Below are 16,618 nucleotides of genomic sequence, written 5' to 3'. Positions count from 1 at the left end.
TTGTTCTGATTGTAGAAAGTCTTTTCCGTTTGTGCGTCGCAAGCTGGATTAAAACAAGTATTCTTCAATTGTTCCGAATATGCGGAACAACTCCTCTTTCGTCTCCGCACGCAGCATGGCGATGCGTGTTTCCCGGAAATTAGGTATTCCTTTAAATAGTGGGCTTGCTGCCAGATGGCGGCGCACATGCAGTATTCCTCTTCTTTCATCCAGCAGGTTGACGCTGTCTTCCACTTCCTGGCGCAGCACGTTCAGTCTCCATTCGGCGCTCAACGGAGGAAGTTCCTCGCCGGTTTCAAGATAGTGTCTCACTTCCTTGAATATCCACGGGCGGCCGAAGCTGGCACGGCCTATCATGATGGCATCCACTCCGTAAAGGTCGAAGCACTCTTTTGCCCTTTGGGGGGTGGTGACGTCTCCGTTCCCGATGATGGGAATGTGCATTCGCGGGTTCTTTTTCACTTCGCCGATAAGCGTCCAGTCCGCTTCGCCGGTGTACATCTGCGCACGGGTGCGGCCGTGGATGGTGAGGGCGGCAATGCCGCAATCCTGCAGTTGTTCGGCAAGTTCTACGATGATTTTGTTGTTGGCGTCCCAGCCCAGGCGGGTCTTTACGGTGACGGGAATCTTCACGGCATCCACCACGGCACGGGTGATTTCCAGCATCTTGGGTATATTCTGCAACATACCCGCGCCTGCACCTTTGCCTGCCACGCGCTTTACGGGGCAGCCGAAGTTGATGTCGAGAATGTCCGGACGGGCTTCTTCCACAATGCGTGCGGCTTCCACCATGGTTTCCGTATCTTTTCCGTATATCTGTATGGCTACGGGACGTTCCTCGTCGCTGATATTCAGTTTCTGCTCGGTCTTGCTGACGGAGCGTATCAGGGCGTCGGCGGATACGAATTCCGTATACACCATGTCGGCACCGAACTTCTTGCACATCAGCCGGAATGCCGGGTCGGTGACGTCCTCCATCGGAGCTAAAAATATAGGGCGTTCGCCCAGGTCTATGTGGCCTATCTTCATGGACAAATTGAACTAAATGGTTATTTCGCTGCAAAAATACGGAAAAAAGCCTACCTTTGTATCATTCATTTATTTAACTGATATGGAATTATGAAAAAAGGTTTGGTTTTAGTTGTGATGTGTGTGGCTATGCTGTTTGCTGCCGCACCTTCGGTATCGGCACAGGCGCCAAGTGACGAGTACAAGGCTACATTGGAGAAAATGCTGGAACTATCCGGTTCTATGGCATCGGCAAAGGCTATGGTGCCGCAGATGATTGCTATGTTGAAACAACAGTCACCTTCGGCTTCGGCTTCTTTCTGGGATGGTTTCCAGAAAAAGTGGGAAGGAAAGTTTGGAAATAAATTAGCGGAACTTTACGCTCCTGTTTATCAGAAATATCTGACATTGGATGATTTGAAGAAGATCGTTGCTTTCTATGAGTCACCCGTCGGAAAGAAACTGGGTGCTTCTACTCCCGCCATGATGGCCGAGGGTATGCAAATCGGGCAAAAGCTGGGTATGGAAATTGCTACGGAACTGCAACAGGAATTGCAGGCACAGGGAAATAAGTAATGGTTAGCATTCGCTTCATTTCTGCACAGTTATAAACTATATGATTGATTTATGGATTTAAAGGATTTTGAAATCATGGCCCCCGTCGGCTCGCGCGAATCACTCGCGGCGGCCATCCAGGCGGGAGCTGACTCTATCTATTTCGGTATCGAGAATCTGAATATGCGCGCCCGTTCGGCGAATACTTTCACTGTCGAAGACTTACGGGAAATTGCGCGGACGTGTGATGAGCACGGGATGAAAAGCTATCTTACCGTCAATACCATTATTTACGACCAGGACCTTGCGTTGATGCGCACCATCGTGGATGCGGCAAAGGCTGCCGGCATCTCCGCCGTGATTGCGGCAGACGTGGCTGTGATGAGTTATGCACGGCAGATTGGCCAGGAAGTGCATCTCAGTACCCAGCTGAATATCTCTAACGTGGAGGCCCTGCGCTTCTACGCGCAATTTGCCGATGTGGTAGTGCTGGCGCGCGAGTTGAATCTGGAACAGGTAGCGGAGATTTACCGCCATATCTGCGAAGAGAATATTTGCGGCCCCAGTGGTGAACCTATCCGTATCGAGATGTTCTGTCACGGTGCGCTCTGCATGGCGGTGTCCGGAAAGTGCTATCTTTCATTGCATGAGATGAATCACTCGGCCAACCGGGGAGCTTGTATGCAGGTGTGTCGCCGCTCTTACATCGTGCGCGATAAGGAGACGGATGTGGAGCTGGAAGTGGACAACCAGTATATCATGTCGCCCAAAGACCTGAAAACCATTCACTTCATGAACAAGATGCTGGACGCAGGTGTGCGTGTGTTCAAGATAGAAGGGCGTGCCCGCGGACCTGAGTACGTACGTACGGTAGTGGAGTGCTACAAAGATGCCATCCGCTCCTATCTGGACGGTACGTTTACCGATGAAAAGATTGCTGCTTGGGATGAACGTCTGAAGACGGTCTTCAACCGTGGTTTCTGGGATGGATATTATCTGGGACAGCGCTTGGGCGAATGGACGAAGAATTATGGCTCGGCAGCTACGGAACGGAAAATCTATGTAGGCAAAGGCATCAGGTATTTCTCCAATATCGGTGTTGCCGAGTTCCTGGTAGAAGCTGCCGAACTGAATGTGGGAGACAAGATTTTGATTACGGGACCTACTACGGGTGCGGTGTTTATGACGCTCGACGAAGCCCGCGTCAACCTGGAACCGGTGCAAACGGTGAAGAAAGGACAGCATTTCTCGATGAAAGCGGATAAAATACGCCCCAGCGACAAGTTGTACAAGCTGGTTTCTACGGAGGAATTGAAGAAGTTTAAGGGACTGGATATTGAAAAGAAGCGGGGATGACACACTTCTGGCACACTTTATAATTGCAAAGCTATACCTGTAAAATAATTCAGATAGAGTGTGTCACAAGTGTATCATTTTCAAAGAAAGTGTGTCATAAGTGTGTCATTTAAGTTTTATTATGGAAAAGTATATCTATGAGTTGGAGATGAAGGTGCGCGATTACGAGTGCGACCTGCAAGGCATTGTGAATAACGCAAATTACCAGCACTATCTGGAGCATACCCGTCATGAGTTTCTGCTATCTACCGGTGTCAGTTTTGCCGGATTGCACGAGCAGGGAGTAGACCCGGTAGTGGCGCGCATCAATATGGCGTTTAAGACTCCTTTGAAAAGTGGCGATGAATTCGTTTCCAAACTCTATATGAAGAAGGAAGGCATCAAGTATGTTTTCTATCAGGACATCTTTCGGAAGAGTGACGATAAAGTGGTCATAAAAGCAACCGTCGAAACAGTGTGTCTGGTGAATGGACGACTAAGTGACAGTCAGCTTTTTGATGAGATATTTGAGGCATACCTCTAATACTTTCACCACAGATTACACAGATTAATACAGATCAAGAAGAAGCATCTGTGTTAATCTGTGTAATCTGTGGTGACTTGAATAAGTACAACCATGAATAACGACGAACGAATTTGCAGTATAGCCCTTACACTTTGCCCCGGTATTGGACATATCGGGGCAAAGCGTTTGATAGAGGGCATGGGTAGTGCCGCCGAAGTCTTTTGCCGGCGCCATGAGCTGCCCGAACTTCTTCCCGGTGTAGCTCCTGCCGTAGTTGCGGCACTTGATAATCCGGCCGCCTTTTTGCGTGCCGAACGCGAGATGGATTTCGTGGAAAAGAACCGCCTGACTTGTCTCACCTTGAAAGACGAAGCCTATCCTTCCCGCCTTCGTGAATGTGAAGATGCCCCGGTGATGCTCTTTTTCAAAGGTAATGTCGATTTCAACCGTCTCCGTGTGATTGATGTGGTCGGCACCCGTAATGCTACGGAATACGGCAAACAGTTTTGTGCTGATTTCCTGCGCGACCTATCTGCCCTTTGCCCTGATGTGTTAGTTGTCAGTGGTCTGGCTTATGGCATCGACATCCATGCCCATCGTGCCGCTTTAGCCAATAACCTTTCCACCGTAGCCGTCCTTGCCCACGGGCTGGATCGTATTTATCCCTATGTACACCGCAAAACAGCCATCGACATGTTGGAAAATGGCGGGTTGCTTACCGAATTTCTTACCGGAACCAATCCCGACCGACATAACTTTGTAAGCCGCAACCGCATTGTGGCAGGTATGAGTGACGCAACCATTGTTGTTGAATCTGCCGACAAAGGCGGTTCCCTCATCACCGCTGACCTGGCTGTAGGCTACCAGCGTGATTGCTTTGCCGTTCCGGGACGCATCACCGATGCTTCTTCAAAAGGTTGCAATTTGCTGATACGCGACAGCAAAGCAGCCCTCATCCAGTCTGCCGAAGATTTCATGCAGTCTATGGGCTGGAGTGCCGAAAGACAGTCCGCCAAACCGGAAGGTATTCAGCGTAACCTTTTCCCGGAGTTATCCGAGGAAGAAGAAAGTATTGTCCGTATTCTCACCCGTCAGGGAGATTTGCATGTCAATGCCCTGGTGGTAGAGGCTGACATTCCTGTGAACCGGATGACGAGCTTGCTTTTTGAGTTGGAGATGAAAGGAGTGGTAAAGGCAATGGTAGGGGGAATGTATCATTTGTTAATGTAGACTACCGGCAGAAAGAGTTTTTTTTCATATCTTTGTAGCCATAACCAGTCAAGGTGCTATGAGATATCTGCTTTCCTGTCTATTTTTGTTTTTGGGAGTACTGTCTGCCAATGCACAGCACATGTTCTCCAAGCCGTTTCCATTCTTCAACCAGCTTTCCTCCAATGAGATTTTTAATCTTCATCAGGACCGGGAAGGTTACTTTTGGATTAGTACGACGAATGGCTTGGCCCGCTATGATGAAACCCAGTTGCGCACTTTTCGTTCCGGCTATAAGAATCCGAATCTTCTGATGGATAATAATATCTCCTTTATAGGCGATAATAATCTTTATGTATGGATTGGCACTTGGAGGGGATTGAATCTCTTTGATAAACAAACCTGCCGCATTATACCTGCTCCCGAAGAGGAATTCGGGGGTAGAGGCATTGATGCCATAGCAAACGGTGAGCATGAAGAGATGTGGGTCAGTTCCGGCAACAAGGTATACCGGTGTGACTCTACTGCACATATTATAAGAGAATACGAGCTTGGTGATCCCGGGACAGGATATGCCATTAGTTCTATCTATACAGACCATTCGAAACGCCTTTGGGCGGTGGGCTCGTGCGGTATATACCGCTATGAACCGGAAAGTGATTCCTTCTTCCGCTATCCGCCGCTCGGAAACGGACATTCGGCCTACGTCATGCATCAGGACAGAAGTGGAAACTACTGGATAGGAACCTGGGGAGAAGGGCTGTGGCAGTTCTTTCCGGACGCTTTGAAAGGGGGAGGGTACTATAAGAGACGCGAGATAGGCAAGAGTGGTTCCGAAATGGTCGTTTTCAGTATAGAACAGGATGATACGTTCGGCTATCTGTGGATGCTCTCTTATGCCGGACTTCATGTGTTCAGATATACTGATAAAGGGATATTGGAAAAAGTGGATATACATGATCTGGTAGATACACACATGATGTATACCCGAATCTGCGAAGACCGGGAGGGTAACCTGTGGCTGCCTTCTTATGATATGGCCTATACTATCTTCTTTGATAACTCCAATGTAGACAATTATCTCTTGCCCCAACTCAAGGAACAGATGGGCTGGGATGCCAACATCCTGAATCTCTGCCAGAGCCGGGACAGCATTATGTGGTTCAGGCAGGACAGATACGGGCTGTGCCTGTACGATTTATCGCGGGACCGCTTTGCGGACAGCGGGTTGGGAGAAGTCAATATCATAAAGGAGTCACTTCATAAACCGGGTGTGTGGGTCAACTCCAACTATTCTCCGCATGTGATGCGGGTGACACAGCGTGATATGAAAATGCAGGTGGAGGAGGATATCAACGTAGGCGGAGTAGCGGATCTGGTAGAAGATAAAGACGGTAACCTGTGGATATCTACCTGGTGGAATGTACAGGTGAAGCGTCCGGACAATGATGGACTGGTCGTTTCGAGTGAGGGCTTTCCCGGAATGACTTCATTGGTGAAAGATGCAAAAGGAGGAGTGTGGGGCATCTCCGGTGGCAAGCTCATCAATCGCTTAAAGTATGTCGACGGACAGATTGTATGTGAATCGAAAGACAGTATTCCAGCACTTTCGGATAAAGAAGCGGTAAATGGCATTTGTATCGATGGAAAAGGCTGTATGTGGCTGTACACTTCCTGGGGAAGGATTTTCAGATCGGACGAGACGGTAAAGACGTTTGCGAGCGTACCGTTGGATAACGCATTGGATGATTGTACTGTGTTGGGACTGATTTCCGACGAAGAGAAAGTATGGATTGTTACCAACAAGAAAGTACTTCAATATAATCTCAGGACGCAGACTTTCCTCACTTATTCTACCGCCGACGAGAATATCGGGATAGATGTCTTCAGAAATAAAGCCATCAGTACGGACGGACAAGGCGGGCTCTATGTAGGCGGACATCGCGGATTTGTACATATCCGTTCCGGCGGTATGCCTCCGGCAAGCAAAGTCAGGCCGCAGTTGCATGTCACTGACGTGAGGGTAGAAGATAAGAGTGTCTTCTTTGATGATGCCTCGGAAAAGAATACGATACACCGAATCCATCTGAATCCGGGTGACCGTAACATAGAACTTTCTTTTTCTCCGCTTCTGTATTCGCTGAATGCCAAATACCGTGTGGCTTACCGGATGGAAGGAGCAGACCGGGACTGGATTTATCTGGATTATGGCAAGTCTTCCGCTTTTTATAACCATTTGCCGAAGGGAACCTATAAGTTCTATGTGAAGCTGGAACATGAACGGGGCAAGTGGACGGAGGCTAAAGTGTTGCTGACAATTGTGAAAGAGCCTGCTTTCTATGAAACCTGGTTTGCCTATTTTCTTTATACGCTTCTTGTGGCGTTATGTTTCTATACGGTAGTCAGGCTCTATATGCGTCGCATCAAACTGAAGAGTGAGATGAAGTTGCAGGAAGAACTGACGCGGACAAAGCTGGTCTACTTCACCAATGTGTCACATGAATTGCTGACTCCGCTAACCGTCATATCCTGTATCTCCGATTATCTGGACCAGAAAGCACCGACGGTGCGGCAGCAATCCGTTATGCTGAAGGCAAATGTGGAGAAGCTGAAGAGGCTGATACAACAAGTGCTCGACTTCCGTAAGATGGATGTGGGTAAGCTGAGGCTGAATGTATCGGAAGGGGATATCCGCGAGTTTATCGAGAATATCTGCCGGATAAACTTCCTGCCGCTTGCCCGGAAAAAGAATATTGAACTGGAAGCTCATATAGAAACAGAAGAAATGCAGGGATATGTTGATTTCGATAAGCTGGACAAGATATTGCATAACCTTCTGTCGAATGCCATCAAATATACGCCGGAGGACAAACGGATCATTGTTTACGCGCAGATTATTGAAGAGGCGGAACATAAAACGCTGATGGTGAAAGTACGGGATGAAGGGGTAGGCATTCCGGCTAAAGAAATAGAACATATTTTCACCCGTTTCTACAGCAGCAGGAAGAATCGGGGTATCGATTCGAATGGAATCGGCCTTTCACTGACGAAAGACCTGGTAGGTTTGCATCATGGCGACATTACTGTGGAGAGTGTATTGGGGCAGGGTACCTGCTTCACCGTGAAACTGCCTGTCGATAAAGAGAGTTACACACCCGATGAATTGGCGGAAGACGCTGCGGAGATGCAGGAAATAGCCTTAGCTGATGAGCCGGATGCGGAAACCGGCATGGCGGATGACAATACGGAAAAGTCCACCTTGCTGTTGATTGACGACAATACTGAGTTACTGTCTGTCATGAAAGAAATGTTCAAGGAGAAATATAGCGTGCTGACCGCTGTGGATGGGGCACAAGCCTGGGATAAACTGAAGAACAATGAAGTGGATATGATTATCTGCGACGTGATGCTGCCCGATGTGAACGGATGGGAACTTTGTACCCGTATAAAGGGCGATTTGCGTTTCAATCATATCCCGGTTATTATACTCACCGCCCGTAATGGCATCGACGACCGTGTGGCCAGTTATGAGGCGGGTGCGGACGCTTATATAGCCAAGCCGTTTGAGATGAAGATACTTTTCGCGCGGGTGGACAATCTTATCAAGGCTTCGAAGATGCGTCAGGCAGCTTTCCGTAAAGAAGAGAATGTCAGTCTGGAAAGTCTGGCATATCCTTCGGCAGACAAGAAGTTCCTGCAATCTATCATTGACAATATAGAGCAGCATCTCGCTGAGTCGGACTATGATATAGAACAACTCTCGACGGAGATGAATATGTCCAAGTCTACACTTTATCGCAAGATAAAAACGATGACCGGAATGTCGGCTCTGGATCTGATACGGAACGTCAAGATGAAGCGTGCCTGTATGATGTTGCTCAGCCGTCAGCAGAATATATCGGAAGTGGCGTACGCCTTGGGATTTAATAGCCCGAAATACTTTACTAAATGCTTTAAGGAAGAATTTGGAGTCACACCGAGCGAGTATTTGCAAAAGAGTGACCAGTAGCGTCTGGAACGTCGGGGGGATAAAAATCATTCATCAGGGTATTCAATCGTGTCATGAAAGATTTTTATCCCCTCAGTAGTCTTATTTTGGACCTCAGTTTTATTCCATATGCCTTACTTTGCCTGTGGATAAATAAACTTTGGAATCATATATTATGAGAACTACGAGCAGATTACTTTTATGTTGCGTGATGCTATTCGCATTACTGCCGGATGTCTTGATTCATGCATCCGACCGTAAAATCCTTTTCGATAAAAACTGGAAGTTCCATCGGGGTATTGTTGCCAATGCCGAACAACCGGAATATAACGATAATAACTGGCGCGTGCTCGATCTTCCGCACGACTGGAGCGTGGAACCGCTTCCTATGCAAAGAGAGGGCATTACCGTAGGTCCCTTCTCGCGTATGAGCCCAGGTGACGTTGATACCGGCCAGACTATGGGTGGCGAAGGATGGTATCGCAAATCATTCACCTTTTCCGCAGGCGATGCTGATAAACGCACTGTTCTCTATTTTGAGGGAGCATACAATCAATCCGAACTTTGGATAAACGGCAAGAAAGCCAACTTCAACGCTTACGGCTATACTTCTTATCGGGTAGACATCACTCCTTATCTGAATGCTCCCGGCACTCCGAACATAATTGCCGTGAAGGTGGTAAATGCCGGACGTAACAGCCGTTGGTATGCCGGTTCGGGAGTCTTCCGCCACGTGTGGTTGATAAAAACGGAAAAGCTCTATCTGGACGCATGGGATACGTTTGTTGATGCTTCCGAACTTCAAAAGAGGGAAGCTGTCGTTAAACTTTCTACTATTGTACATAACGAGGGTCTGCAAAGCCAATCAGGCAAAATAGGTATTAAAATATATTCACCCGCCGGTGAAGAGGTGTTCACTACTTCACAGGATGTGGAACTCACTGCGGAGACGCCGGCGGCAATCTCTTTTTCCATTAAGAAACCCCAATTATGGTCGGTAGATACTCCCGTATTGTATACAGCGGAGATAACACTCTCTTCGGACGGGAAGGAATACGACAAGATTACTGTTCCTTTCGGCATCCGGACCATCTCTTTCTCTGCTGATAAAGGCTTCCTGTTGAATGGCAAACCGATGAAACTGAAAGGCGGTTGTATTCACCATGACAACGGACTGCTGGGTGCCGCAGCTATCGACCGCGCCGAAGAACGGAAGGTGGAGTTGCTGAAAGCCAACGGATACAATGCCGTGAGATGTGCGCACAACCAGGTTTCCGAACACTTCCTTGATGCCTGCGACAAACATGGTATTCTGGTGATTCACGAAACCTTCGACCAATGGCAGAGGGCAAAGCGCGAACAAGACTATCACCAATTCTTTGATGAATGGAGTGACTATGACTTGGCTGCATCTGTCCGTCGTGACCGTAATCACCCTTCCATCATCATGTGGAGCATCGGGAATGAAGTGGAACAACGTGCTGATGAACCCGAGGGAGACCTCATTTCCAAAAGACTGGTTAACACAATCCGTCAATACGATACCTCCCGTTTCACCACTATAGGCTCGAATGACTTTTGGGACAGACGCCACTTTACTTGGGATAAAGACTCTTACCGGATCTTCCGGAACCTGGATGTGGCAGGTTACAACTATGTGTGGCACAAATACGAAAGTGACCATGTCGCCTACCCCGACCGTGTCATCTACGGCAGTGAATCCTATCCGAAAGAAGCAGCGCAGAACTGGAATCTTGTGGAGAAGCATCCTTATATAATAGGTGATTTCGTATGGACTGCCATTGATTATCTCGGTGAGGCCGGACTTGCCCATGCCCTTGAACTTGCTCCCGGTGAACATAATCCGCAATTCATGGGTTGGCCCTGGTATAATGGTTGGTGCGGAGATATTGACCTTTGTGGCGATAAGAAACCACAATCCTACTATCGTGACGTGCTTTGGCGTGAGCGTCCGATCACCATGGCGGTGCATGCTCCCGTCGCTCCCGGCAAGCAGGAAGTGGTAAACGGTTGGGGCTGGCCCAATGAGCTTGTGAGCTGGAACTGGAAAGGTCGTGAAGGACAAACGATGTTAGTCAATGTATACAGCCGTTCCCCGAAAGTGAAGCTCTATCTGAATGACAAACTGATAGGTGAGAAAGAAACCGGCAAAGAGAATTATACAGCCACCTTCGAAGTGGCTTATGAGCCGGGAACTCTGAAAGCCATAAATTCAAAAGGCAAGGAAGAATTCATATTAAAGACCGCAGGGGAGCCTGCCGCCATTCGTCTGACTGCAGACCGGAATAAAATCAAAGCCTGCATGAACGACCTCTCTTATGTGAAGATAGAGTTGGTGGACAAGGATGGAGTTGTAGTTCCCGACACTTCCCTACCCGTCAAGATTGAATGTTCAGGCAAAGGGCGTGTCATAGCCGGTGGTAATGCCGCTTATGATGATATGAAGAGTTTCCGCTCGCTTACACCTGATACTTTCCGTGGAAGAGCTATCGCTATTGTCCAACCCAATGAGGAAAAGGGCGAAATACAGGTGAAAGTCTCTGCTGAAGGACTGGAAGATGCGTTCATTCTGATAGAAGCCGAGTAACTTCAGCGATATACAATCTGCCCAGCAAGGTTTGTATTCTGCCTTTGCAGGTATCTGTGATTTCTTTATCATAGATATTATTATACACAGATGGCATAGAACAAATGAAAAAATGAAAAAGAGAATAAAAGAAGCTAACTTAATTATTAAAACTTTAATCTAATAAGATGATGAAATCAGTATTATTGAAAAACAATCGGAGGGTCATTACCGGACTACTCTTTTGCACTGGTTTTATTTGCAGTTATCCATCTTCTGCCATGGCGGAACCGGATAATTCTTCAGTGCAAATAACGAATCAAAGTACAACACCTAAGAAACGCACTCTGACAGGAACTGTAGTTGATGCCTCTACCGGAGAGACATTGATTGGTGTGAATGTAAAGGTGAAGGGCGAAGAAGGGGGTACCATTACAAACGTCGATGGCCAGTTCCAGATTGCCGTAACCAGTAAGACGGAACTTGAGTTCTCTTACATTGGCTATAAAGCACAGACGCTGATGGTAGGAGACTTGGGTGTGATGACCGTGAAAATGGAATCGGACAATGAGATGCTGGACGAAGTAGTGATCGTGGGACAGGGTACACAGAAAAAGGTATCTGTCACCGGAGCCATCGCCACAGTGAAAGGAGCCACCTTGAAAGCGCCTTCCTCTTCACTCACCGGTTCGCTGGCCGGAAAACTGGCCGGTGTGGTATCTATGGTGAACAGCGGTGAGCCGGGTTCTACTTCGGAGTTTTATATCCGCGGTATCAATACATTCGGCAGTTCTGCGTCTCCGTTGATTCTGTTGGACGGTATTGAGATTTCGTCTGCCGACCTGAACCGTATTCCCGCAGAATCCATTGAAAGCTTTTCTTTGCTGAAAGATGCTTCGGCAACTGCTATCTACGGTAACCGTGGTGCAAACGGCGTAATGTTGGTGACCACTAAGAAAGGCCAGGAGAATACGAAAGCTATTGTCAACGTATCTTTGGAAGCTTCTTACTTCAAACCTACGAAGGTGGTGAAGTTTGCTGACGGTGCCACTTATATGCGCACTTACAATGAAGCGGCGCAGTCCAGAAGTCTGACTCCGATTACGTCTCCCAAATTCAGTGAAGAGCAGATACTGAATACGGAACTGGGTACCAATCCTTATGTATACCCTGATGTGGACTGGTTCGATATGATTTACAGGGACGGTAATTACAATCAGCGCGCCAATGTCAATGTATCGGGTGGTGGCTCGCGTGTGACTTACTATATGAGCCTTCAGGCCAACCATGATACGGGACTTCTTGATGCACCGGATTATTACTATAATCCTAACATCAACAACTGGCAGTATAACTTCCAGAACAACATCTCTTATAAGTTGACCAATACTACTACCATTGATATGCGTATGATGGCTCAGATAGGTAATATGCAAGGTCCTAACTATAAGACCACCGACTTGTATAATATGGTGATGCGTACCAATCCGGTGGCATTCCCCGCCTATTTCCCTCAGCAAGACGGCGATGACGGTTTCATCCGTTTCGGTGGAGCGGAAATGAAACCGGGTGTCCTTGGAAAAAATCCCTATGAGTATATGATGAGTTCTTTCAAGGAAACCAACTTCAATACACTGAATACTTCCATCGCATTGAATCAGGATCTGAAGGTGATTACCGAAGGATTGAGCTTCAAAGCATTGGTGAACTTCAAAAACTGGTCGGAATCATCTTATAACCGTTCTATCAGATCCAATATGTATAAGGTGAAGGACGGTTCGTGGGATCCTGAGACCGGTACTTATGAAATGCAACTGTTGCAAACCGGCGACCAATTCCTTAGCCAGTCTGATATAAGTCGTAATTCGGACCAGACTTTCTATTTTGATGCCCGCCTGGATTGGCGACGCAGTTTCGGCGACCATAACCTGTCGGCTATGGCCATGTACATGATGCGTGAATATCGTAAAGACCAGTTGCCGAACCGTAACCAGGGTTATTCGGGACGTGTGACCTATGATTATGCCAACAAATATCTGATTGAATTCAACTTCGGTTACAACGGTTCCGAGCGTCTGGCTTCCGGTCAGCGTTTTGAGTTCTTCCCGGCTGTATCTGCCGGTTGGGTGGTTAGCTCGGAGAAGTTCTGGGAGCCGGTCAGCAAATATGTCAATCATTTCAAGATCAGAGGTTCCTACGGTCTTGTAGGTAGTGATGCGTTTGCCAGTGGTGCTCCGCACTTTCTCTATCAGAATAATATCGGCATTGGCAGTGCATCCGATTTCTGGACCGGCCTTCCGTCAAATGAAACCAATAAGAAAGGTCCTGCATTCTGGGTATTGGCTGTACAGAATGCCGGATGGGAACATGTGAAGAAATTCGATATCGGCGTCGATATGGTGCTGTTCAACGAGGTGAATATTACATTCGACTATTTCCACGACGTACGCGACCGTATTCTGATGGCGCGTGCATCCTGGCCTGGCATGTTGGGCTATTGGGGTTCAACTCCTTGGAGCAACATTGGCGAGGTGGTGAATCAGGGTGTCGAGTTGAGTGTGAACTGGACAAAGCAATTCGGGAAAGACCTGACGGTAGATTTCCGTGGTAACTTCACTTACAACCAGAACGAACAGAAGTATGTGGACGAACCCGACTATCCGTATGTTTGGCAGACCAATACCGGCAAGCCGCTGAATACCCATAAAGGGTACATTGCCGAAGGCCTTTTCGCCAGTGAAGAGGAAATCGCTAATTCTGCGGACCAGTCACAGCTGGGTGCTAACATTATGCCGGGTGATATTAAGTATCGCGACGTCAACGGTGACGGCAAGATTACCTCAGAAGACCAGGTGATGATTTCGCCTTACAATCATGTGCCTCGTATTCAGTATGGTTTTGGTCTGAACTTGGTTTACAAGAACTTTGATTTCGGCGTGTTCTTCAATGGTTCGGCTAAGCGCAAGATTATGATTAACAGTGGTGTGGCTCCGTTCCTGTCGGGTGGTGGAGACGGTGAAGAAGGTGAAACACTGGAAAGAAACCTGATGGAGTGGATTGCGAACGACCATTGGTCGGTGGACAACCCGAACCCCAATGCCGCCTATCCGCGTCTGGGTATCAGCAAGACGGACATCAACAATAACATTCAGTCCAGCACGTTCTGGTTGCGCAACGGAAACTTCCTCCGCTTCAAGACACTGGAAATCGGCTACCGCTTACCTTATTGCCGCATTTACTTCAGCGGAGACAATCTGGCGGTATTCAGCCCTTTCAAGTTGTGGGACCCGGAGCTGGCATGGAATGCTTATCCGTTCTCACGCACCTTTAATCTGGGTGTTCAATTTACATTCTAAAACAATCTAATACAATTTCGAGATATGAAACTTACATCTAAAATAACCCGAACAGCACAGGTACTGATAGCTTCCTGTTGCTTGGCATCATGCAATTATCTGGATGTCATTCCGCCCGCACAGGCTGATTTTAAAGACACAATGAAAGACCAGGAAGCCACGTTGAGCTTCTTGTACTCCTGTTATATCAATGTTCCGCGTTCAACCCCGTTCCAGTATCACTCTTTCGAACTGTCGGCGGATGAATCTGCCGCTCCTTACGAATATTCCAACTACCAACAACAAATGGCTTGGGGAACCATCTCTCCGACATTCTACAGTAGTTGGGGTGGTGATGACCAGAACATTTGGACTCCCAGTTATAATAGTTTGGGTTATGTACACCACTTCCTGAGCCTGATAGACGACTTGCAACCCATTGGCGTGACGGCGGAAGACAAGGCAGAGTATAAAGCCGAATGTTATTTCTTGGAGGCTTACTATCACTTCCGCGTGTTGCAAGCCTTCGGTCCCTGCCCGCTTATTACCGAAAAGGTGGATCCGGGCATCACGAATGATGAAATCCCCGGACGTTCGCATTTCGACTATTGCGTAGACTACATTGTGGGAAAACTGGATGATGCAGCCAGGGTGCTTCCTGCAACACGTCCCACCAATTATCTGGGACGGGCCACCTCTACCATGGCCAAGGGACTGAAAGCTCGCGTGCTGTTGTATGCCGCTTCTCCGTTGTGGAACGGTTCGTTCCCCCGCCAGGACTGGAAGAACAAAAACTATGAAACTCCGGGTTACGGAAACGAACTGGTAAGCAGCACCTATAGCCGAGACAAATGGACACGCGCCCTGACTGCCTGCCAGGAAGCCCTGACAGCTGCTAAGGAGGCCGGTTACGAACTCTTCGATATCGATGCAGCCAATAGGAAGGCCGACCGTGACAACCTGAGTCTTCCCTTTATTCCGGGACGTGAAGAAGACACAGAAGAGAATCGTTTGTTCAAGGAGCGTGTACGTATGTTCCAATATTTGATTTCGGCTAATGAAGGCGACAACAATAAGGAACTCATCTGGGGACAACGCATCGCGATTGACGGAAACAACAGTGGTGAATCTACCGAATGGCGTTTGCCGAACAAAGTAGTGAAGAGAAGCAATGGCATCTTTGTAGGAGGATGGGCAGGTGATGCCCCGACGTTGTACTCCGTGCAGCATTTCTATACCGAAAACGGTAAGTTACCGGCAAAAGACCCCGAATTCTTTTCCGAAGATGAATGGTACACCCGCTTCTACGAAGGCACTCAAAGCCCGGCACTGGCTACCGACCGGTTGGACGGAGAGGATGTGAAGAACGACATCATCAAGCTGAATGCCAAGCGCGAAGCCCGCTTCTATGCATGGATTGCGTTCGATGGTGGGCAGTACAGCCCGAAGATTAACAACGGCGGACCGCTGTGGCTGAATTTGAAGAACACCAATACCAACGGCTTCAATACAGGCAATGCCCGTAACTGCGTAGGAACCGGCTATCTTACAAAGAAGTTTATCGACCCTAACATCTACTATGGTTCAGACGGCACACGGACGCATACTGCCATCCGCCGTCCGTTCCTCCGTATGGCTGAGCTTTACTTGAATCTGGCAGAGTGCTATGCTGCGTTGGACAACACAGGCGAAGCCCTCAGCAATCTGAATGAGATCCGCCGTCGCGCAGGTTTCGATGATTTGACCGAGAGTGACATCACAAGCGATATGACCCTGACGGACTGGGTGCGCAACGAACGTTTCGTCGAACTCTTTGAAGAGGGACACCGTTACTACGACCTGCGCCGCTGGGTGATTGCTCCTGAAATGCTGAAGGCAGGTACACGCTATGGTCTGGATGGACACCGTGTGAATCCGAGCTTCGAGGAATTCAACAAGCCGACGCTGATTAACCAGCCGTTCAAGTGGGACGACAGGCTGTATCTGCTCCCTGTGTGGTCGCGCAGCGGTATGGACGAGCTTTACAGTAACCCGCAATTAGTACAGGCACCCGGATATTAATCAATCTCTAAAAA

The 16,618-nt window shown here is 48.2% G+C and carries 9 protein-coding genes; 8 read left to right on the top strand and 1 reads right to left on the bottom strand.

What is annotated here, in order from left to right; all coding sequences use genetic code 11:
* Nucleotides 1–48: 48 nt before the first annotated feature.
* A complete protein-coding gene (dusB, locus tag BUC01_RS01180) occupies nucleotides 49–1,029 on the bottom strand; it encodes a tRNA dihydrouridine synthase DusB (RefSeq protein WP_073312458.1) in 981 nt (326 codons plus the stop codon).
* Nucleotides 1,030–1,119: 90 nt separating this feature from the next.
* On the opposite strand from dusB, the gene BUC01_RS01175 reads away from it, so the two are divergent.
* From BUC01_RS01175 to BUC01_RS01140, 8 genes are all read left to right on the top strand, one after another.
* Complete coding sequence (locus tag BUC01_RS01175; protein ID WP_025830478.1) at nucleotides 1,120–1,584, top strand: DUF2059 domain-containing protein; 465 nt, start codon at nucleotides 1,120–1,122, stop codon at nucleotides 1,582–1,584.
* Nucleotides 1,585–1,635: 51 nt separating this feature from the next.
* Nucleotides 1,636–2,919, top strand: a complete 1,284-nt coding sequence (locus BUC01_RS01170; protein ID WP_025830479.1) for a peptidase U32 family protein — start codon at nucleotides 1,636–1,638, stop codon at nucleotides 2,917–2,919.
* A gap of 121 nt (nucleotides 2,920–3,040) precedes the next feature.
* On the top strand, nucleotides 3,041–3,442 hold the full coding sequence (locus tag BUC01_RS01165) for an acyl-CoA thioesterase (RefSeq protein WP_025830480.1): 402 nt from the start codon (nucleotides 3,041–3,043) through the stop codon (nucleotides 3,440–3,442).
* A 93-nt stretch (nucleotides 3,443–3,535) separates the two neighbouring features.
* Nucleotides 3,536–4,654 carry a DNA-processing protein DprA gene (gene dprA / locus BUC01_RS01160; protein WP_073312456.1) on the top strand — a complete coding sequence of 373 codons (1,119 nt, stop codon included), beginning with the start codon at nucleotides 3,536–3,538 and terminating at the stop codon, nucleotides 4,652–4,654.
* A 58-nt stretch (nucleotides 4,655–4,712) separates the two neighbouring features.
* Complete coding sequence (locus tag BUC01_RS01155) at nucleotides 4,713–8,642, top strand: hybrid sensor histidine kinase/response regulator transcription factor (RefSeq protein WP_073312454.1); 3,930 nt, start codon at nucleotides 4,713–4,715, stop codon at nucleotides 8,640–8,642.
* Nucleotides 8,643–8,796: 154 nt separating this feature from the next.
* The gene (locus BUC01_RS01150; protein ID WP_073312452.1) at nucleotides 8,797–11,229 is read left to right on the top strand and encodes a glycoside hydrolase family 2 TIM barrel-domain containing protein; all 2,433 of its coding nucleotides are present in this window, start codon (nucleotides 8,797–8,799) and stop codon (nucleotides 11,227–11,229) included.
* A gap of 170 nt (nucleotides 11,230–11,399) precedes the next feature.
* Nucleotides 11,400–14,564 carry a SusC/RagA family TonB-linked outer membrane protein gene (locus BUC01_RS01145; protein WP_073312507.1) on the top strand — a complete coding sequence of 1,055 codons (3,165 nt, stop codon included), beginning with the start codon at nucleotides 11,400–11,402 and terminating at the stop codon, nucleotides 14,562–14,564.
* A 24-nt stretch (nucleotides 14,565–14,588) separates the two neighbouring features.
* Entirely contained in the window at nucleotides 14,589–16,604 is a 2,016-nt protein-coding gene (locus BUC01_RS01140) for a RagB/SusD family nutrient uptake outer membrane protein (RefSeq protein ID WP_073312450.1), read from the top strand.
* Nucleotides 16,605–16,618 lie beyond the last annotated feature (14 nt).

The sequence above is a fragment of the Bacteroides stercorirosoris genome (assembly GCF_900142015.1).
GTDB classification, from domain to species: Bacteria; Bacteroidota; Bacteroidia; order Bacteroidales; family Bacteroidaceae; genus Bacteroides; species Bacteroides stercorirosoris.
The sequence above is the reverse complement of the archived record's forward strand: the minus strand, read 5'-3'. Positions and strand labels throughout refer to the sequence as shown.